Source organism: Streptomyces lydicus (assembly GCF_000717345.1).
In the GTDB taxonomy this organism is placed as follows: Bacteria; Actinomycetota; Actinomycetes; order Streptomycetales; family Streptomycetaceae; genus Streptomyces; species Streptomyces lydicus.
The window spans coordinates 1-20,208 of record NZ_JNZA01000009.1; the positions used below are offsets into that span (position 1 = coordinate 1).

General features: G+C 70.2%; 17 protein-coding genes and 1 tRNA gene. 9 read left to right on the forward strand and 9 right to left on the reverse strand.

The genetic code is table 11. The features are described from left to right. Positions 1-553 precede the first annotated feature (553 nt). Both OO62_RS10070 and OO62_RS10075 read right to left on the reverse strand, forming a co-directional pair. Entirely contained in the window at positions 554-2,023 is a 1,470-nt protein-coding gene (locus tag OO62_RS10070) for a DUF2252 domain-containing protein (RefSeq protein ID WP_033266965.1), read from the reverse strand. Between the two features lie 384 nt (positions 2,024-2,407). Next, positions 2,408-3,634 carry an ABC-2 transporter permease gene (locus tag OO62_RS10075; protein ID WP_398741521.1) on the reverse strand — a complete coding sequence of 409 codons (1,227 nt, stop codon included), beginning with the start codon at positions 3,632-3,634 and terminating at the stop codon, positions 2,408-2,410. 338 nt (positions 3,635-3,972) lie between these two features. On the opposite strand from OO62_RS10075, the gene OO62_RS10080 reads away from it, so the two are divergent. Then, positions 3,973-4,407, forward strand: coding sequence for a MarR family winged helix-turn-helix transcriptional regulator (locus tag OO62_RS10080; protein ID WP_033266967.1), 435 nt, complete (start codon positions 3,973-3,975; stop codon positions 4,405-4,407). Between the two features lie 92 nt (positions 4,408-4,499). On the opposite strand, the gene OO62_RS10085 is transcribed toward OO62_RS10080, so the two are convergent. Next, the gene (locus tag OO62_RS10085) at positions 4,500-4,862 is read right to left on the reverse strand and encodes a winged helix-turn-helix transcriptional regulator (protein WP_033266968.1); all 363 of its coding nucleotides are present in this window, start codon (positions 4,860-4,862) and stop codon (positions 4,500-4,502) included. Between the two features lie 127 nt (positions 4,863-4,989). Between OO62_RS10085 and OO62_RS10090 the strand changes: the two genes are divergently transcribed. Then, positions 4,990-5,640, forward strand: a complete 651-nt coding sequence (locus tag OO62_RS10090) for an FMN-dependent NADH-azoreductase (RefSeq protein ID WP_033266969.1) — start codon at positions 4,990-4,992, stop codon at positions 5,638-5,640. Between the two features lie 178 nt (positions 5,641-5,818). On the opposite strand, the gene OO62_RS10095 is transcribed toward OO62_RS10090, so the two are convergent. After that, complete coding sequence (locus OO62_RS10095; RefSeq protein WP_206738503.1) at positions 5,819-7,045, reverse strand: MFS transporter; 1,227 nt, start codon at positions 7,043-7,045, stop codon at positions 5,819-5,821. A gap of 128 nt (positions 7,046-7,173) precedes the next feature. Between OO62_RS10095 and OO62_RS10100 the strand changes: the two genes are divergently transcribed. Next, complete coding sequence (locus tag OO62_RS10100; RefSeq protein WP_078617098.1) at positions 7,174-8,187, forward strand: LysR family transcriptional regulator; 1,014 nt, start codon at positions 7,174-7,176, stop codon at positions 8,185-8,187. 114 nt (positions 8,188-8,301) lie between these two features. Here OO62_RS10100 and OO62_RS10105 read toward each other — a convergent pair. Continuing rightward, a tRNA-Leu gene (locus OO62_RS10105) sits at positions 8,302-8,385 on the reverse strand. A gap of 566 nt (positions 8,386-8,951) precedes the next feature. Here OO62_RS10105 and OO62_RS10110 point away from each other — a divergent pair. The 6 genes from OO62_RS10110 to pknB all read left to right on the forward strand — a co-directional run bounded on the left by OO62_RS10110 (position 8,952) and on the right by pknB (position 17,051). Further along, positions 8,952-9,782, forward strand: coding sequence for an FHA domain-containing protein (locus tag OO62_RS10110; RefSeq protein ID WP_033266971.1), 831 nt, complete (start codon positions 8,952-8,954; stop codon positions 9,780-9,782). Positions 9,783-9,792: 10 nt separating this feature from the next. Continuing rightward, positions 9,793-10,323 carry an FHA domain-containing protein FhaB/FipA gene (locus OO62_RS10115; RefSeq protein ID WP_033266972.1) on the forward strand — a complete coding sequence of 177 codons (531 nt, stop codon included), beginning with the start codon at positions 9,793-9,795 and terminating at the stop codon, positions 10,321-10,323. 132 nt (positions 10,324-10,455) lie between these two features. After that, positions 10,456-12,030: a PP2C family protein-serine/threonine phosphatase gene (locus tag OO62_RS10120; protein WP_033266973.1), complete on the forward strand. Its 1,575-nt coding sequence runs from the start codon at positions 10,456-10,458 to the stop codon at positions 12,028-12,030. Between the two features lie 23 nt (positions 12,031-12,053). After that, complete coding sequence (locus OO62_RS10125) at positions 12,054-13,451, forward strand: FtsW/RodA/SpoVE family cell cycle protein (protein ID WP_033266974.1); 1,398 nt, start codon at positions 12,054-12,056, stop codon at positions 13,449-13,451. After that, on the forward strand, positions 13,448-14,917 hold the full coding sequence (locus OO62_RS10130) for a peptidoglycan D,D-transpeptidase FtsI family protein (RefSeq protein WP_033266975.1): 1,470 nt from the start codon (positions 13,448-13,450) through the stop codon (positions 14,915-14,917). The genes OO62_RS10125 and OO62_RS10130 overlap by 4 nt, the downstream gene beginning before the upstream one ends. A 145-nt stretch (positions 14,918-15,062) precedes the next feature. Continuing rightward, positions 15,063-17,051 carry a Stk1 family PASTA domain-containing Ser/Thr kinase gene (pknB, locus tag OO62_RS10135; RefSeq protein ID WP_033266976.1) on the forward strand — a complete coding sequence of 663 codons (1,989 nt, stop codon included), beginning with the start codon at positions 15,063-15,065 and terminating at the stop codon, positions 17,049-17,051. A gap of 106 nt (positions 17,052-17,157) precedes the next feature. Here pknB and OO62_RS10140 read toward each other — a convergent pair whose 3' ends face one another. From OO62_RS10140 to OO62_RS39930, 4 genes are read right to left on the reverse strand one after another with little or no spacing between them, the layout of a single operon-like run. After that, complete coding sequence (locus tag OO62_RS10140) at positions 17,158-17,898, reverse strand: class E sortase (protein ID WP_033266977.1); 741 nt, start codon at positions 17,896-17,898, stop codon at positions 17,158-17,160. Between the two features lie 25 nt (positions 17,899-17,923). Next, on the reverse strand, positions 17,924-19,372 hold the full coding sequence (locus OO62_RS10145; protein ID WP_033266978.1) for a class E sortase: 1,449 nt from the start codon (positions 19,370-19,372) through the stop codon (positions 17,924-17,926). Further along, positions 19,369-20,025, reverse strand: coding sequence for an aminodeoxychorismate/anthranilate synthase component II (locus OO62_RS10150; protein WP_033266979.1), 657 nt, complete (start codon positions 20,023-20,025; stop codon positions 19,369-19,371). Before OO62_RS10150 ends, OO62_RS10145 begins: the two co-directional genes overlap by 4 nt. Continuing rightward, positions 20,022-20,198, reverse strand: coding sequence for a hypothetical protein (locus OO62_RS39930; RefSeq protein ID WP_033266980.1), 177 nt, complete (start codon positions 20,196-20,198; stop codon positions 20,022-20,024). The genes OO62_RS10150 and OO62_RS39930 overlap by 4 nt, the downstream gene beginning before the upstream one ends. Positions 20,199-20,208 lie beyond the last annotated feature (10 nt).

The window sequence follows — 20,208 nt, forward strand, 5'->3', positions numbered from 1 at the left end:
CCACCCACCCACCTCCACCACCACCTCGCGCCGAACGACGGCTCTCCGCAGGCACCCCTCGGGCAGCCCTCGGGCAGCCCGCACCCACTGATCAGCCAACGAGCCAGTCAGCCATCGCCCAGCACCCACCGATCAGCAGCACGGCCACCGGCCCATCACGCCCGTCAGGCCAGACGCCAGACCCACCACACCAGCCAGGGCCTACGAATCACCCCACCGCCCACCACCAGGCAAGGCACGACCAGGACGACACCCCACCCAGTGCGTAAGAACCTCGGGGCGCAATCGGTACGGACCCGGGCGACGACAGTCACCTCACGTGCCGGCACCCGACCAGCCGCCCGCGACCACCTCGCACACGCTCCGCTTCCACCACGCCAGCACACACAACCCACAAGCTCACGAGCTCACAAAGGACCGTAAGAACCACGCACGTCCGAGGACCATGCAGGCGCAAAGCCTCCACCTCAGCCGACGCGCAGCGTCCTCCTCGCCCGCTGGCCCGCTGGCCCGCTGGTCCGCTGGCCCGCTGCTCCCCTCCCGGGCGGGTGGCTCAGACTCCCAGCTCAGCCGGCACGCGGCCGCTCTTGATGGCTGCGATCAAGGCTGCGTGGTCGGCTTCCGTGCGGTCCGCGTAGGTGAGGGCGAATCTGGCTATCGCCTCGTCCAGCTCCTCGTTCTTGCCGCAGTAGCCGGCCACCAGGCGTGGGTCGACGCTGTGGGCGTGGGCTCGGGCCAGGAGGGCGCCGGTCATGCGGGCGTAGTCGTCCAGCTGGTCGCCGGTCAGCTGCGCCGGGTCCACGCTGCCCTTGCGGTTCCTGAACTGGCGGACCTGGAAAGGGCGCCCGGTCGCCGCTGAGCCCTCAGGGCGCATCGTCGCCCTGGCCGAGGCCGCGTCCTGAGCCGACGGCGTGACGTCCTGCACCGTCGTCCAACCCAGCAGGTTGTCGCTGACGACCTGCATCCGGCGCTGCCCGAGAACCACCCGGCGCCCCTCATGCACCACCGTCGGCACCCGGAAGCCGGCCTTCTCCACATACGGCGCCAGTACCGGTCGACGGGCCTCCTTCACCTGCAGGACCAGCGGCTCGCCCCGGTGATCCAGCAGCAGGACGACGTACGAGCGCAGGCCCACGCTGCCCGTGCCGACCACGCGGAAGGCCACATCGTGTACCGCGTAGCGGGCCAGCAGCGGCAGCCGGTCCTCGGGAAGGGTCTCCAGGTAGCCGGTGAGGGAACCTGCCACAGCGGCCGCCTCGGCATCCGACACCCGCTGCAGCACCGGAGGCGCGTCCACGAATCGGCGACCGCCGTCCGCCGTCTCCTCCGTCGCCTTCGCCGCGAACCGCGCGCTGGTGTTCCTGCGCGCCTTGGCCGCCACCTTCTCCAGTGTCCCCAGCAGGTCCCGCGCGTCGGCGTGCGAGACGAGTTCCTCGTCGGCGATGGCGTTCCACGCCTCGGTCGCCGGCAGCTTCGCCAGCACCCTCATCGTGCGCCGATACGCTCCCGCCGCATCCTGCGCCGCCTTGCGGCATTCGTCCTCATCGGCGCCCGCCTCCCGGCCCGCCAGCACCATCGAGGTCGCGAGCCGCTTCACGTCCCATTCCCACGGCCCGTACAGCGTCTCGTCGAAGTCATTGAGGTCGATGACGAGGCCGCCGCGGGCATCGCCGTAGAGACCGAAGTTGGCGGCGTGCGCATCCCCGCAGATCTGCGCGCCGATGCCGGTGACGGGTTCGTCCGCCAAGTCGTATGCCATGAGGCCGGCGGAGCCTCGTAGGAAGGCGAAGGGTCCGGCGGCCATCCGGCCGACGCGTATCGGCGTCAGCTCGGGCAGCCGTCCGGCGTTGGACTTCTCGACCGCGGTGACAACATCCGGCCGCCCGTCCGCGATCGAGAGCGCATCCTGCGCGGCACGCGGCAGCCGCTCCCGCAGCGCGCGGCCGGCGGCTCGCGGCGACGGCCCCGACGGGCCGTGCTCGTCCGCCCTCGCAAACCCCGGTACGTACGGCACACGCGACATGGCGGGCCACCTCCCCCTTCTCGACCGGCGCTCTCTGCGCCAGTCACTGCGTTGCTGCGTTGCGGCGTTGCTGCGTTGCTGCACACACCCACGCTGAGCAGCCCGGTTGAGCGCTCTCCGTCGAGTTGAGCACTCGCCGCTGAAGAGCCTTGCTGAACATCCTTCGCTGACACCCTCCGCCCAGCAACCGGCACGCTCCGTACCGCGCACTGCGGAGGTGGCGGCCCGCCGGGCGTCCCCTGCGCGCCGACCAGCAATGACGTTACCGACACCCCGTCAAGGCCCGCATCCACGTCCCCACAACCTGTGGATAACTTTCCGGCACCGCCCCCACGCCCCCACACCCCCCGCGCCGACGCAGCACCGCCGCCCACAAAGTCGGTCCTACACCCCGACGGCCTCCTCGAGTTCCTCCTCCACCCCGTCATCCACAGGGCCGCGGACCGGCTTCGGCGCGGGCTCCGGCACGGTCGCCGCCACCGCGGCCGCCGCCACCGCCGCGGCATTGGCCGCCGCCTCCGCCTCCGCGGAGCGCCGCCGCCGCTCGGCCAGCGCCGCCACACCGACCATCAGCACGCCCACCACCAGCCACAACGCCAGCGTCCAGAGGTGTCCCGACAGTCCGTAGCCGTCGAAGTAGACGTGACTGCGGACGCCTTCCACGAAGCCCGCGCCGTTCCAGAAGGAGTGCAGCGCCGCAAAGAATCCGTTCTGCATCTCCGGGCGGAAAATCCCGCCGGAGGAGGTGAAGTTGAGCATCACGAAGAGCGCCATCACACCCAGCGTCGTCCAGCGCTTGAGGAAAGTGTGCAGACCCGTGCCGATCAGCAGGATGCCCGCCGAGTAGAGCCAGGCCATGCCCCACAGACCCCACAGGCCGTGGTCGACGAGGTGGAAGACCGGTCCGGCGAACGCCGTGCCGATGAGGCTGACCACGAAGGACGTACCGACCGCCAGTGCCGCCCGCAGCCGGATCGGCAGCACGGCTCCGGCTCCGCCGATCACCGCGACCGAGGCGTACGAGCCGATGCTGATCGCGACCAGCAGGAAGAAGATGCCCTGGCCGGTCGGGTCGTCGTCGGCGGTCGGGGCGACATCGGTGACCTTCAACGGGGCACCCTGCTGCGCCGCGAGCGGCGTGAAGATCTTCTGGACGACGGAGGCGCTGGTGTCGGAAGCGGCCGTCGCCACGAGCAGTTCAGGAGTTGCCGCGGTCCCGTCGCCGGGAGACCTTCCGTCCCCGGCAGACCTTGCCTCCCCGGGAGACCTTCCGTCCTCAGTAGCCCCTGCGTTCCCGCTAACGCGCGCCTGGCCGTTCCCGTCCCCCGCGCCCCCGCGCCCCTTACCGCTCCCATCCCCCTTCGGGACATACGCACCGAAGATGTCCTGGTGCTTGAGCTGGTCGACCGCTGTCGAGCGGTGGGCCACCGTCCGCACCTCCAGGTCGCCGCCCGCCTTGTCGTTGATCGACTGGGCGAGCAGCTGGGCGCTCCGGCTCGATCCGACGACCGCGACGGGCATGTGGTGCGGCGCCGGATGTGCGAAGGCGCCCAGGTAAGCCAGACCCATCCCGATGCACATCAGCAGCGGGGTGACCAGGTGCGTCAGCACATGTCGCAGCCCGCCGGAGTGAGCGGGCCCTGCCGAACGGTGGTCACCGTGGCCTTCGCTTCGACGGTCGGAAAGCCGATCGGTCCGCGGATCAGTCCGCCGATCAGCCCGCCGGCCGGAAAGCCGGTCGGCTCGATGGTCAGGAAGTCGGTCGCCCTGTCGGGCCGTACTCGTGGGAACCGTACTCAAGGGTCAGACCTTCTCAGCTCGTTCGTCTTCTCGTTCGCCCTCGCCAGGCAGTGGTTTCGGCAGCCGGCCGACCAGCCAGGCGCAGTAGTTGGCAAATACAACTCTCAATCCACGTTGTACTATACAACTACCTCTACGAAAGGCAAGCCGTGCCCCACCGTGACGAGTCCGTCGAGACCATTCAGCAGGAGATGACCGCGTTCGCCCGACGGGCCCGTGCGACCGCCGCGCGGATGCATCCCGAGCTGTCGCTGGTCTCTTACACCCTGCTCGCGCACCTCGATGACCAGCAGGGATGCCGCGCGACGGACCTCGCGGCGCACTACCTCCTGGACAAGTCCACGGTCAGCCGGCAGATCGCCGCACTGGAGAAACTCGGCTTCGTCGAGCGTCGCGTCGACCCGGAAGACCAGCGCGTCCAGGTACTCCACCCCACCGAAAAGGGCGCCCAGGTGCTCGCCAACGTCACCGCGAGCCGCCGCCAGGCGTTCCACGAGCGGCTGGCCGACTGGGACGAGGACGACCTCAACCGCTTCGCCACCTACCTGCGGCGCTACAACGCCGCCCAGGAACGCCTGGGCTGAGCCCCGGCCTCAACCCCAACCCCAGCCCGCGACGCCGGCCAGCGGCCAAACGAGCGCCGCGCCCCCGGCCCCGTCCCCGCGCCACGAAGCCCCTACTTCCGGAACCGCTCCGGACACTGCCCCCCATCGGCAAGATAGGTCTCCGCCCAGCGCCCCAGCTCCTTGAGCGCGGGCTCCATCGCCAGGCCGGCCTCCGTGAGCCGGTAGGAGACCCGCAGCGGCGGGCCGGCGTCCACCTCGCGCACGACCAGGCCGGTCGCCGCCAGCTCCATGAGGCGGTCGGACAGCATCCGCTCGCTGATCCCGGGAATGGCACGCCGCAGATCGGCGAAGTGCACCCGCCCCGGCATCAGAGTGGCGACGATCAGCCCCGTCCAGCGCTTCCCGAACAGCTCGAAGACGCGCGTCATGCCGTCGTCGACCTGCCTACAGATCGCCTCGCCGTGGTCCGCCATACACCCAGAGTACCGCCCTCCCGTTGGGTACTGCAGAAAAGTAAGCTCCTGTGTTATTAATAGGGACGTACGGAATTCAACCAGTGGCCGTGGTCCCCACCCGGTCGCGTACTGAAGGGCTGCCCCCATGGCCACGCTCCTGCTCATCGACTCCTCCGTCTTCCCCGAGGGCGGCTCCGCCTCCCGCTCCGTCACCGCGGCGTTCCGCACGGCATGGGAGGAGCAGCACCCCGACGGCACCGTCATCCACCGCGACCTGGCCGCCGACCCGCTGCCGCACCTCGACGGCGTCGCCGCCTCCGCCGGCTTCTCCGACCCCGCCACCCACACCCCCGAGCAGCAGGCCGCCTTCGCACTGCGGGTCGAGCTCGCCGAGGAGCTGGAGCGGGCCGACGCGGTCGTCATAGCCGCGCCGATGTACAACTTCACGATCCCCTCGACGCTCAAGGCATGGCTCGACCAGGTGATCATCATGGGTCGTACGGCAGGCGAGACGCCGTCCGCCAAGGGCACCCCGGTCACCGTCGTCGCCAGCCGCGGCGGCTCGTACGCGCCGGGCACGCCTCGCGAGCCCTTCGAGTACGTGCAGAACTACCTGGAGGCCGTCCTCAACGGCGGTATGGGCCTCGACGTCGACTTCATCGTCCCCGAGCTGACCATGGCCCCCAGCAACCCGGCGATGGCCGAGCTCGTCCCGCTGTACGAGACCTCCCGGGAGAAGGCCCTCCGGGAGGCGGCCACCAAGGCCAAGACGCTGGCCGAGAACCTCGCCGCCTGAGGGGGACCGCACACGGCCACCCGGGGGCACGGCCACTCGACCCACCGGCCAGGCAGCACCATGCTCCGGAGCCCCATGCTCCAGAGCCCCGGTGCTGCCTGACCCCCGCCCCCGGCCCCCCCCGGACCCGCACCCACTCCGCAGCGCTCGAAAAAAGCCGCCCGGCCACCAAACCCCCTCACCCCCGAGGCGCCCTCCCCACCCCCACCGTGACCAGCGCCCCCACCGCGAGCAGGCCGCCCAGCCGCAAGACGCCCGGCGCGCCCCAGCTGTCCGCGGCCCGGCCGCCGAGCAGCGCGCCGCACGCGATGGCCGCGTTGAACACCGTCACGAACAGGGCGGAAGCCGCTTCCCGGGCGCCCGGTGCCGCCGCCATCAGCCAGGTCTGGGTACTGACCGAGACGCCCCCGTAGGCCAGCCCCCACACGGCCACCAGGACGGCCGCCCCCGGCACTCCGGCCCCGCGGCCCAGCAGCGGCATCAGCAGCACCGTCCCGGCGAGCACGGCGCAGATCGCCAGCAACGCTGCCCGTGGCGCCCGCGCGGCCGCCGCCCCCGCCGCGAAGTTCCCGGCCAGCCCCGCGAGTCCGAAGGCCAGCAGCAGGGTGCTGATCTGTCCGGGTCCCGCGCCGGCCAACTCCTCCAGCGCCGGGCGCACATAGGTGTACGCCGCGAAATGGCCCGTCACCAGGAGCGCCACCACGACGAGTCCGGTCCGTACGGCCGCGCCGCGCGGGGTCCCGAGCACCCCGCCCAGCCGCACCGCACCGGTGGCCGGCAGCGGCGGCAACAGGACGGCCAGGGCGGCCGCCACCACCGCGCAGACCGCGGCCATCGCCGTGAACGCCGTGCGCCAGCCGCCCAGTTCGCCCAGGAAGGTGCCGGCCGGCACGCCCAGCACCGATGCCGCCGCGACGCCGCTGAAGATCAGTGAGGTGGCCGCCGCCACCCGCCTCTCGGGCACCAGCCGCACCGCGAGGCCCGCGGCAATCGCCCACACCCCACCCATCCCCAGCCCCACCAGCACCCGCGCCACCAACAGCACCGCGACATCGGACGCATACGCCGCCAGGAGGTTCGCCACCGCCAGCGTGCCCATGAGGAAGGCCAGCACCACCCGGCGGTCCCGACGGCCCGCCAGCAGGGTCAGCAGCGGCGCCGCAACCGCCGCGACCAGCCCGGTCACGGTCAGCGTCAGCCCCGCCGTACCGTCCGAGACCCGCAGCTCCCGGCCGATCGGCGACAGCAGCCCCACCGGCAGCATCTCCGACGTCACGACGGTGAAGGTCGCCGCCGCCAGCGCCCCCACCGCCGGCCAGCCACCGCCCCGCCCCCGCGCCAACGCGCTTGTCCCGACAGCCCGTTCATCCGTCCGGGCGGTCCTGCCACACTCGGTCCTCGTCATGCCCCCAGCCAACGCCCGCGCCCACCCGGGAACAACGGCCAACTCCTCACCCTTCTATGAGCAGGGCTCATCGATCCCCGCGCCCGCACCACCCCGCACCGCACCGCACCATGAAGGACCAGGACCCCATGAGCGGCCCGCACCCCTCCACCGCCACCACCGCCCCCGGCCTCGAACTCCGCGAGCTGGAGTGCTTCCTCGTGCTCTCCGAGGAACTGCACTTCGGCCGCACGGGTGAGCGGCTGTACGTCTCGCAGAGCCGGGTCAGCCAGCTCCTGCGCTCCCTGGAGTCCCGCATCGGTGCCCGCCTCGTGGACCGCACCAGCCGCCGGGTCCGCCTCACCCCGCTCGGCGAGGAGTTCCGTACGTCCCTGCGCCCCGCCTACGACGCGCTGCGCGCCACCGTGGAGCGCGCCCGCAGCGCCGCCCGCGGCATCGAGGGCAGGCTGACGATCGGCTTCCAGGGCACCGCCGACGACCGGATCATGCAGGCCATCGACGCCTTCCAGGCCCGCCACCCGGGCTGCGCCACCGAGATCGTCGAGATCCCGCTCTGCGATCCTTTCGGCGCGCTGCGCCGCGGCACGGTCGATGTCGCGGTCACGCTGCTGCCGGTCGCCGAGCCCGATCTCACCCTCGGCCCGGTCTTCTCCGCCCAGCAGCAGACCCTCGCGCTCTCCGTGCGCCACCCGCTGGCGTCCCGTACCGCGCTGACCGCCGAGGAACTCACCGCCGTCGCGCTGATCTCCCCCGACGGCCCGGCCCCCGCCTACTGGCGCGCGGCCCACGCCCCGGCCGTCACCCCACAGGGCCGCGCGATCCCCGCCGGCCCACGGGTCAGCACCCTGCAGGAGGGCCTCACCCTGACCGCGGCCGGCCGCGGCGGGATGCTGCTGTGCCGCCCCACCGCCGACTACCACGGCCGCCGTGACCTCGTCTTCGTGCCCGTCACCGGCCTGCCCGACTCGGTCCTGGGTCTGGTGCACCACACCGCGCGGGAGACGGCGCGGGTCCGCGCCTTCCGTACGGCCGTGACGGAGAGCGCCGCGGCCGAGGCAGAGGTCACAACGACAGAGATCACAACGACAACGGCCCGCACGAAGCTGACGAACGACACCGCCGCCGCTACCCATGTGAGCTAGCCCTCAGGCCGCCCCGCCCGACTCACCGCGGACCGTGACGTGACCAACAATGTGACGCATGCAACGAAAGACCCCCGGCTTCCGGATTTCTCCGGAGACCGGGGGTCTCATCTGTGCGCGAGGGGGGAGTTGAACCCCCACGCCCTTTCGGGCACTGGAACCTGAATCCAGCGCGTCTGCCTATTCCGCCACCCGCGCATGGGTGCTGCCGGTTGATTCTCTCACGCGATCCGGGCTGTTCCGTCCGGGTCTTGTGCGAGCGCCTGCCGACATCCAGAACATTAGCACGCTGTCCGGGGTGGGTTCACACGCCTTTCCCCTGGCCCCCGGCCCCCGGACCTGCTCCTGGCCCGGCACCGTCCGGGCACCCACCCGGCACCCCCTCGTGCCTCGGGCATTCGCCGAGCACTGCCCAAAGGGTTCACACTCGCGGTAGCCGTCACCGGAGCGAGCCACACCCGGGCCGTCGGTGGCCCGGGCGGAGGACCGCAAGATCAGTACGGTGCGGTGTCCGACTCCCGGCCCCGCCCACCGGGACCGGTCGGCGGTTGCGGGACACTGTCATCGGGGCACATCTACGATCGCAGTGCACGACAGTGGGCAGGAGCAAGGAAGCACCGGGCAACCCTGTGAGGGGCGACACTCGTCCTCAAGGCGGGAAAGGGGAACCAGCCGATTTCCCGACGCGTGGATACGATCAGTAAGCAGTATCAGGACGACCCGATCAGGACGACCCCGACGAAGACTGAGGAAGGAGGTGCCCCGTGGGAGTACTGAAGCGTTTCGAGCAGCGTCTCGAAGGTCTCGTCAACGGCACCTTCGCCAAGGTGTTCAAGTCCGAAGTGCAGCCCGTTGAGATCGCCGGCGCGCTGCAGCGCGAGTGCGACAACAACGCCACCATCTGGAACCGCGACCGCACGGTCGTCCCCAACGACTTCATCGTCGAACTGAGCGCCCCCGACTACGAGCGGCTGAGCCCGTACAGCGGGCAGCTCGGCGACGAGCTGTCGAGCATGGTCCGGGACTACGCGAAGCAGCAGCGCTACACCTTCATGGGGTCGATCAAGGTCCACCTGGAGAAGGCCGACGATCTCGACACCGGCCTGTACCGCGTCCGCAGCCGCACGCTCGCGTCCAGCAGCTCGCAGGACCAGCCCGGCCAGGCGGCGCAGCGCGCCTCCGCGGCGCCCCAGGGCAGCCGGGCCGGCGGCGGCCACGTGAGCCCGCCCCCCATGCCTTCCTCCCCGCCTCCCGGCGGCGCGCAGCCCGTACCCCGTACGGCACCGCCCGGTGCAGGTCCGCAGCCCTACGCGCAGACGAGGCGCTGGATCGAGATCAACGGCACCCGCCACCAGATCTCGCGCTCCACTCTCGTGCTGGGCCGCAGCACCGACGCTGACGTACGGATCGACGACCCGGGTGTCTCCCGGCGTCACTGTGAGATCCGGGTCGGAACGCCCCCCATGATCCAGGATCTGGGCTCCACGAACGGCATCGTGGTAGACGGGCAGCACACCACTCGCGCTAATCTCCGCGACGGCTCGCGGATTGTCGTGGGCAGTACCACCATCGTTTACCGGCAAGCCGAAGGGTGAAGCGGGGGCAATGTCAGAGCTGACCCTCACGGTCATGCGGTTGGGTTTCCTCGCCGTACTGTGGCTGTTCGTCATCGTGGCCGTTCAGGTCATCCGCAGCGATCTGTTCGGCACGCGCGTCACGCAGCGCGGTGCCGCGCGGCGCGGCGCGCAGGAACCGCGTGCGCAGCGCCAGCCTGCGGCACCTCCGCAGCAGCAGCAGCGCCGCCAGGAAGGCGGCCGCGGCAACAACCGGCAGCGCCGCGGGGCCCCCACGAAGCTGGTGGTCTCCGAAGGCTCGCTGACCGGCACCACCGTCGCCCTCCAAGGCCAGACCATCTCCCTGGGCCGTGCGCACGACTCCACGATCGTGCTGGACGACGACTACGCGTCCAGCCGGCATGCCAGGATCTACCCGGACCGTGACGGCCAGTGGATCGTCGAGGATCTCGGTTCCACCAACGGCACGTACCTGGACCGGACCCGACTGACGACCCCGACACCGATTCCTCTGGGAGCCCCGATCCGCATCGGCAAGACCGTCATCGAGCTGCGGAAGTAGTACGACAATGAGCGAGCGGAGCGAGCGAGCCGCGGCGGTCCACTCGGCGGACCCGGGCGTGCTCCCGACCGGAGGGTGGGCAGTGTGGCTCGACGAGACCGGCTGTACCCCGAGCCGACGGGTGAGGTGCGCATGAGTCTGTCCCTGCGCTTTGCCGCCGGATCGCACAAGGGCATGATCCGCGAGGGCAACGAAGACTCCGGCTACGCCGGTCCGCGGCTGCTCGCCATCGCCGACGGCATGGGCGGCCAGGCCGCCGGTGAGGTCGCCTCCTCCGAGGTGATCTCCACCCTCGTCCAGCTCGACGACGACGTCCCCGGTTCGGACATCCTCACCTCGCTCGGCACCGCCGTGCAGCGCGCCAACGATCAGCTGCGCGTGATGGTCGAGGAGGACCCGCAGCTGGAGGGCATGGGCACGACCCTGACCGCCCTGCTGTGGACCGGGCAGCGGCTCGGCCTCGTGCACGTCGGTGACTCGCGCGCCTACCTGCTGCGCGACGGCGTGCTGACGCAGATCACCCAGGACCACACCTGGGTGCAGCGACTGGTCGACGAGGGCCGGATCACCGAGGAAGAAGCCACCACGCACCCGCAGCGGTCGCTGCTGATGCGGGCGCTGGGCAGCGGCGATCACGTCGAGCCCGACCTGTCGATCCGCGAGGTGCGGGCCGGCGACCGGTACCTGATCTGCTCGGACGGGCTGTCCGGCGTCGTCAGCCACCAGACGCTGGAGGAGACCCTCGCCGGCTACCACGGGCCGCACGAGACCGTGCAGGAGCTGATCCAGCTCGCGCTGCGCGGTGGCGGCCCCGACAACATCACCTGCATCGTCGCCGACGTCCTGGACGTGGACGGCAACGAGTCGATGGCCGGGCAGCTCAACGACACCCCGGTGATCGTCGGTGCCGTCGCGGAGAACCAGCACCAGCTCAGCGACCCCAGCACGCTGCAGACGCCGGCCGCCCGGGCCGCCGAGCTCGGCCGTCCCGGCGGGCCGCCCCCCGGCCCCGGTGGCGCCTTCGGCCCGCCCGGAAGCGGCGACCCGGAGGTCGGCGGTCCGCCGCAGGGCTCCTTCGGCGCCTTCATGGACGAGGACTTCGTCAAGCCGCGGCGGCGCGGAAGGTGGATCAAGCGCTCGCTGTTCCTCGTGCTGGCGCTCGGTGTGATCGGCGGTGGGCTCTACGGGGGCTACCGCTGGACGCAGACCCAGTACTTCGTCGGCGCCAAGGACGACCACATCGCGCTGTACCGCGGCATCAGCCAGGACCTCGCGTGGTTCCGGCTGAACGACGTGGACGAGGATCACCCCGAGATCGAACTCAAGTACCTCCCGCTGTACCAGCGCAACCAGGTCAAGGAGACCATCGCGGTCGACAGCCGTACGCAGGCGGGCGAGAAGGTCACCGAGCTGAGCAGGCAGGCCAACGCCTGCCGCAGCAAGGAGCAGCGGGAGGCCGCCGAGCGCGAGGCGGCGCGCAACAAGGGCAAGGGCCAGGCGGGCACGCCGGGCAAGCCCGGTTCGACCGCCAAGCCCGGCACGCAGACCGGAAAGCCCGGTTCCACCGACAAGGCGGGCACCACCGGAGGCACCGGCACGGCCGGGGCCCTCTCGGCGACCGTCACGCCGTCTCCCACACCCACTCCCAGCCAGGCCCCCTCCGAGGAGCAGCAGAAGCTGGAAAAGAATTGCAGCACCCAGCAGTGAGGGCGTAGGGGGCCGGAGATCTCATGAGCAGTACCACCAACACCACCACCATCGGCACCATCGGAGCCCCGAGCCGCCGCAACACCGAGCTGGCGCTGCTCGTCTTCGCGGTGATCATTCCGGTGTTCGCGTACATCAATGTGGGTCTCGCCAAGGAGGAGACCGTCCCTGCCGGTGTGCTCGGCTACACCCTGGGGCTCGGCCTGCTGGCCGGCGTGGCGCACCTCGTCGTGCGCAAGTGGGCGCCGTACGCGGATCCGCTGATGCTGCCGATCGCCACCCTGCTCAACGGCCTGGGTCTGGTCTTCATCTGGCGGCTGGACCAGGAGCCGCAGATCAGCACGCCGCAGCTGGGCGGTGCGATGGCGCCGGGGCAGCTGATGTGGTCGACGCTGGGCGTCGCGCTCTTCCTCGGCGTACTGATCTTCCTCAAGGACCACCGTGTCCTGCAGCGCTACACCTACATCTCGATGGTGGTGGCGCTGGTCCTGCTGATCTCGCCGATCTTCTTCCCGGCCCGCTTCGGCGCGCGCATCTGGATCACCATTCCCGGTGTCGGTTCGCTGCAGCCCGGTGAGTTCGCGAAGATCATCATCGCGATCTTCTTCGCGGGGTACCTGATGGTGAAGCGGGACGCGCTGGCGCTCGCCAGCCGCCGCTTCATGGGCCTGTACCTCCCGCGCGGCCGTGACCTCGGGCCGATCCTGGTCATCTGGGCGCTGAGCCTGATGATCCTGGTCTTCGAGACCGACCTCGGCACCTCGCTGCTGTTCTTCGGCCTCTTCGTGATCATGCTGTACGTGGCCACCGAGCGGACCAGCTGGATCGTCTTCGGTCTGCTGCTGAGCGCCGGCGGCGCGGTCGCCGTGGCCACCTTCGAGTCCCACGTGCAGGTCCGTGTCCACAACTGGCTGAACCCGCTGGAGCTGCTCAACGGCGGCGTCACCGAGACCGCCCAGGCCATGTACTCCTTCGGGTCCGGCGGCATCCTCGGATCGGGTCTGGGCCAGGGCTACTCCCGGCTGATCGGCGGTATCGCGCCCAAGAGCGACTACATCCTCGCCACCGTCGGCGAGGAGATCGGGCTGGCCGGCCTGATGGCCATCCTGATGCTGTACGGCCTGCTCATCGAGCGCGGTATCCGTACGGCGCTGGCCGCCCGCGACCCGTTCGGCAAGCTGCTGGCCGTCGGCCTCTCCGGCGCCTTCGCGCTGCAGGTCTTCGTCGTCGCCGGCGGTGTGACGGGCCTGATCCCGCTGACCGGTATGACGATGCCGTTCCTCGCCCAGGGTGGCTCCTCCGTGATCGCCAACTGGGCGCTGGTCGCGATCCTGCTTCGCATCAGTGACACCGCGCGCCGCCCGGCGCCGACCCCCGCCCCGTCCACCGACGCCGAGATGACCCAGGTGGTCCGTCCGTGAACAAGCCTCTGCGCCGGGTCGCGATCTTCTGCGGCCTGCTCGTCCTCGCCCTGCTCGTCCGCGTCAACTGGGTGCAGTTCGTCGAGGGCGACCAGCTCAAGAACGACGCGCACAACCGCCGGGTCTCCATCGAGCGCTACAGCACGCCGCGCGGCAACATCATCGTCGACGGCAAGGCGATCACCGGCTCGACGACCACCGACAGCGGCGACTTCAAGTACAAGCGGACGTACAAGAACGGCAAGATGTGGGCGCCGGTCACCGGCTATGCCTCGCAGGCGTTCGACGCCAACCAGCTCGAGAAGCTCAACGACGGCATCCTCACCGGCACCGATGACCGGCTCTTCTTCAGCCGCACGGTCGACATGTTCACCGGCAGCAAGCAGAAGGGCGGCAACGTCGTCACGACGCTGGACGCCAAGGCGCAGAAGGCGGCCTTCGAGGGCCTGGGCAACCAGAAGGGCGCGGTCGCCGCGATCAACCCGGAGACCGGGGCGATCCTGGCGCTGGCCAGCACCCCGTCGTACGACCCGTCCACGTTCGCCGGCATGAGCAACAAGGACGCCGAGGCGTACAACGGTCTGCTGAAGAAGAACAACCCCGACGAGCCGATGCTCAACCGGGCGCTGCGGCAGACCTACCCGCCGGGCTCCACCTTCAAGGTCGTCACGGCCTCGGCGGCGCTGGAGAACGGCCTGTACACCGACGTCGACGCGAAGACCGACTCGCCGGTGCCGTACACGCTGCCCGACACCGCCGGTCTCCCGCTGAAGAACGAGGGCTCCATCCAGTGTGAGAACGTCAGCCTGCGCGAGGCCCTGCGCCTGTCGTGCAACACGGTCTTCGGCAAGGTCAGCGCCGACCTCGGCAACAAGAAGATGAAGGCCGAGGCGGAGAAGTTCGGCTTCAACAACGCCAAGATCGACACCCCGGTCCGGGCCGCGGAGAGCATCTTCCCGACCGACAACCGGCCGCAGAACGCCATGGCCGGCATCGGGCAGGCGTCCAACCGGGCCACGCCGCTGCAGATGGCCATGGTCGCCTCGGCAGTCGCCAACGGCGGCAAGCTGATGAAGCCGTACATGGTCGACCAGCTGGTCGCGCCGAACCTCAACGTGGTGCAGCAGCACACGCCGCAGGAGATGAGCCGGCCGCTCAGCCCGGAGAACGCGCAGAAGATCCAGAGCATCATGGAGACCGTCGTCAAGAGCGGCACGGGAACCAACGCACAGATCCCGAACGTCACAGTCGGGGGTAAGACGGGTACCGCCCAGCACGGCGAGAACAACAAGGACAACCCGTACGCCTGGTTCATCTCCTACGCGAAGACCGACAAGGGCACCCCCGTCGCGGTCGCTGTCGTCATTGAGGGATCGGACACCCTTCGCGACGACATCGCCGGCGGCAAGCTCGCCGCTCCCATCGCGAAGCGCGTCATGGAGGCGGTACTCGAAGGCGAGAAGTGACTCGGGTCATGCCAGTACCGGTCACGTATCAGGTTGCGGCTCCGGCCCGGTCCGATGCGGCGTCCCGGGTACGGTAGCCCGGACAGCACACCGCCGGACCACACACGGGTGCGGTCGGGACTGACGGAGAGGGCTGGAGAAGCTTATGGAAGAGCCGCGTCGCCTCGGCGGCCGGTACGAGCTGGGCTCGGTGCTCGGCCGCGGTGGCATGGCCGAGGTGTACCTCGCGCATGACACCCGCCTCGGCCGCACCGTAGCGGTGAAGACGCTGCGGGTGGATCTTGCCCGCGACCCGTCCTTCCAGGCCCGGTTCCGCCGTGAGGCCCAGTCGGCCGCCTCGCTGAACCATCCGTCGATCGTCGCGGTCTACGACACCGGCGAGGACTACGTCGACGGTGTCTCGATCCCGTACATCGTCATGGAGTACGTGGACGGGTCCACGCTGCGTGAGCTGCTGCACTCCGGCCGCAAGCTGCTGCCCGAGCGCTCGCTGGAGATGACCACCGGCGTCCTCCAGGCGCTGGAGTACTCGCACCGCGCCGGCATCGTCCACCGCGACATCAAGCCGGCGAACGTCATGCTGACGCGCACCGGCCAGGTCAAGGTCATGGACTTCGGCATCGCCCGCGCCATGGGTGACGCCGGTATGACGATGACGCAGACCGCCGCGGTCATCGGCACCGCCCAGTACCTCTCGCCCGAGCAGGCCAAGGGCGAGCAGGTCGACGCCCGCTCCGACCTGTACTCCACCGGCTGTCTGCTGTACGAGCTGCTCACCGTCCGGCCGCCGTTCGTCGGTGACTCGCCGGTCGCGGTGGCCTACCAGCACGTCCGCGAGGAGCCGCAGAAGCCGAGCAACTTCGACCCCGAGATCACGCCTGAGATGGACGCGATCGTCCTGAAGGCGCTGGTCAAGGACCCGGACTACCGCTATCAGTCGGCTGACGAGATGCGCGCCGACATCGAGGCGGCGCTGGACGGCCAGCCGGTCGCGGCGGCCTCCGCCCTGGGCGCGGCCGGCTACGACCAGGACCAGCCGACGACGATGCTGCGCGCGCAGGACGGCGGCGGCCCGAAGACCTCGATGCTCCCGCCGATGAACCCCGACGACGGGGGCTACGGCTACGACGAGCGCGGCGACCGGCGGCGGGGCGGCGGCCAGAAGAAGAGCCACACCTCGACGATCCTGCTGGTGCTCGCGGCGGTGCTGGTCCTGGTCGGTGCGATCTTCATCGGCAAGGCGATGTTCAGCGGCAACAAGCAGGACAGCAAGCTTGCCGCGCCGAACCTCGTCGGCAGGACGCTGAAGGATGCCAAGCAGGCCGGGGTGAACAGCTCCTTCAAGGTGGCCCTGGGCGGCCGCAAGCCCTGCGAAAACCAGAAGAAGGGCCAGATCACCGAGCAGCAGCCGGAGGCCGGCAACCAGATCGCGAAGAACGACACGATCACGGTGACGCTGTGCTCGGGGGCCGTGAAGGTGACGGTGCCCGACGTGACGGGCTACACCGCCGACAAGGCCAAGTCGATCCTGTCCTCCAAGGGCTTCACGGACGTCCAGCAGACCTCGGAGGAGTCCGAGAAGACGGCCGGCACGGTCATCCGGCAGAGCCCCGACGCACAGACCGACCAGCCGAAGGACACGACGATCCGGCTGGTCGTGGCCCAGCCGACCCCCAAGCAGCAGATCCCGGACGTCAAGGGCCAGGACGCCGCGGCGGCCGAGAAGCAGCTGAGCGACCTCGGCTTCAAGGTCACCAAGACCGAGCAGGAGACGCCCGACCCGAACCAGGTCGGCAAGGTGCTCGACCAGAGCCCGGCGGGCGGCACGGACGCCAAGAACGGCTCCACGGTCAACCTGAAGGTCGGCAAGGCGGCCGCGCAGACGCCCGTGCCGGACGTGCGGACCCAGAAGCTGAAGGATGCGAAGCAGGCGCTCCAGCAGGCCGGCTTCACCAACATCCAGATCACCGGCCCGCAGGACGACAACGCCCGGGTGATCAACCAGGACCCGCAGCCGAACACGCCGTCCGACCCCAAGTCGACGACCGTGACGCTGACCACCATCGGTGGCGGTGGTGGCGGCGGCGGCAATGACGGTGGCGGCGGCATCTTCGGCGGCCCGTTCGGAGGCTGACGACCGGCGGGCAGCGGCCCGCTGAGCGTTCCCACGACGAAGCCCCGGCAGCCCTTCAAGGGCGGCCGGGGCTCTGTCGTTCGCGGGTGCTGCGCGGCGCTGCGGGCTAGCGCAGCTCCTCCGGAGGGGTGCGGTCCGCGTCGACCTTCTCGGTGCGCTCCAGCTCGCCCCAGACGATGTAGCGGTACGTCGAGGTGTAGACCGGGGTGCAGGTCGTGAGGGTGATGTAGCGGCCGGCCTTGTGCTTGCCGGACTCCTTGGGGAGCTTGTTGAGGACGTCGACGTTGTACTTCGAGGTCTCGGGCAGCGTCGCGAAGACCTTGTAGACGTACCAGGTGTCCTTGGTCTCGAAGACGATCGGGTCGCCGTCCTTGAGCTTGTCGATGTTGTGGAACTTCGCGCCGTGGCCGTCGCGGTGCGCGGCGAGGGTGAAGTTGCCCTTCTTGTCCTGCGGCAGCGCGGACTTGACCGGCTTGGTGTAGTAGCCGGCGACCCCCTCGTTGAGCACCTCGCTGCTGGTGCCCTTCTTGACCAGCACCTCGCCGTTGTCCATCGCCGGCACGTGCAGGAAGCCGATGCCGTCCTTGGTGTCGAGGGCTCCCGGTCCCTTGGGGCCGCTCGCCGCCCAGTGCTGGCGCACCTGGTCGCTCTGCTTGTGCGCCTCACGGTCGGCGAGGACGTTGGTCCACCACAGCGAGTAGGCGACGAAAAGGCCCAGGACCAGGCCGGCCGTGATCAGCAGTTCGCCGATGACGCTGACGATGGAGGCGATGGTCCTGCGCACGCGGCGCGGCGTGGGAGGCGGCGTGCCGCGGTGGCTTTCCTCGTCGGTTTCGGTCGCGGTCACCGCGTAGCACCCCTTTTTTGTTCGCTCAGCCGCCGAGCGCTGCCGGTTTGCCCTTGCTCCGCGGCCGCTCGTCGACCATCTTGCCCCAGACGATCATCCGAAAGGTACTGGTGAACTCGGGGGTGCAGGTGGTCAGGGTGATGTAACGGCCGGGTCCGCTGAAACCCGAGCCGGGCGGCACGGGTCCGATCACGCTGATGTTGCTCGGAGACGTCTGCGGGAGGATGCTCTCCATCTCGTACGTGTAGTACGAGCTCTGCGTCTCGACGATGATCTTGTCGCCCTTGGTGAGCTTGTTGATGTAGCGGAACGGCTCGCCGTGGGTGTTGCGGTGCGCGGCGACCGCGAAGTTGCCCTTCTTGTCCCAGGGCATCGCCGTCTTGACCCCGCTGGTCTTGTCGTAGTGCCCGACCATGCCGTGGTCCAGCACGCTGTGCTTGTCGATGCCCTCGGCTATCGGCGCCTTCACGTCCAGCTTCGGGATGTACATGATGCCGAAGCGCTCACCGACCGCGAGGTTCTTCTTCTCCCCGCCGCCCTTGTTCCACTCCTGCTGGAGGTTGTTGGCGGCGCCGCCCGCCTCTTCCTCAGCCATCACGTTCGTCCACCACAGCTGATACGTGACGAACAGCAGCATCAGCACGCCGAGGGTGATGAACGCCTCGCCCAGCGCGCGGCTGGCGATCAGGCTGGGACTGTCCTTGGCGGCACGGGCAGCCCGCCGGGCCTCCAGCCGGGACGTGGGCGCCGGGGACGCTTCAGAGGCCGTCGCTGCGGTCGATGCGGCGGCGGCCGCGCCGCCGTGCCGACCACGCCTTCCGCCGCGCTTGGCGGCCTCCTGAGCGGCCTTGCGCCGGGCCGCGCGGCCTCCGGTCGCCGGGGACGTGGTTTCACGTGAAACGGCCGACTCTGTTTCACGTGAAACAGCGGCGTCGGTTTCACGTGAAACAGAGCCCCTGCCGCGCTTCTCGGCCTGCCGCAGCGCCAGCGCCATGGTCTCTTCGTCCAGCCAGGGCGCAGCGGGCCTGGCGGCGGACCGGCCGGCCGAGGCGGACGGGGCCGTTCGCGTCGGCGGGGCCGCGGGCTCCGGTATCGGCTCGGTCGGGGCCGGGGGCCGGGCCTGGGCCGGTGGCGCCGGCTCCTGCTGCGGGCGGAACCACGGCGAGCCCTGCGCCCCGCCCGCCGGAGGCGGTGCCGGGGCGGGAGGCGGCGCGGGGGCCGCGTGGCGGCGCCGACGGCCCGTGCCGGGCTCGGAAGACGCCTGGGGCGCCGGGTCGCCCGTGCCGGACGCGGGGGGCGTCCGGCCGGGCAGGGGATCGTTCAGCGGGTCGTTGAGCCGTCCCACTGCCGCCTCGAACTCGTCGGGTTGTCCGTACGGCTTCTGCGGGCCGTGCGGGTCCTGCGGCACGTACGGCTGTTCCGGCTCGTACGGGTCGTAGGATCTCCCTTCACGCTCGGGGCGCAGGGCGGTCACGCGCCGGCCTTGCCGACCACCGGGGCAAGCCCCGTCGAGCGCTCCACAGCTCCGGTGTCGCCGCATTCGACGAGCCAGTTGGCCAGCATCCGGTGGCCCCATTCGGTCAGCACCGACTCGGGGTGGAACTGCACGCCCTCGACCGGCAGTTCGCGGTGCCGGAGGCCCATCACGATCCGCCCACCCGGGACGTCGTCGGCCTCCGTCCAGGAGGTGACCCGGAGTTCGTCGGGGACGGTGTCCGGCTCGACGGCGAGGGAGTGGTAGCGGGTGGCGGTGAAGGGCGAGGGCAGGCCGGAGAAGACGCCGACGCCCTCGTGCAGGACCGGCGAGGTCTTGCCGTGCAGCAGCTCGGGCGCGCGGTCCACCACGCCGCCGTAGGCGACCGCCATCGACTGCATGCCCAGGCACACGCCGAAGACCGGGACGCCGGTCTCCGCGCAGTGCCGGACCATCTCGACGCAGACGCCGGCCTGCTCGGGTGTGCCGGGGCCCGGGGAGAGCAGCACCCCGTCGAAGCCGTCCTGGGCGTGCCGGGGCGCGACCTCGTCGTTGCGCAGCACCTCACACTCGGCACCGAGCTGGTAGAGGTACTGGACGAGGTTGAAGACGAAGCTGTCGTAGTTGTCGACGACGAGAATCCGTGCGGTCATCGGACGGCTGCCATCCCTTGGTCGACAGTGACGTCATTGAAGGGGAGCAACGGCTCCGCCCACGGAAAGACGTACTGGAAGAGTACGAAGACGACCGCCAGCACGAGCACCAGTGAAATCAGCGCCTTCACCCACGTGTTGCCCGGCAGATGCCGCCAGATCCAGCCGTACATGCTGTCGCTG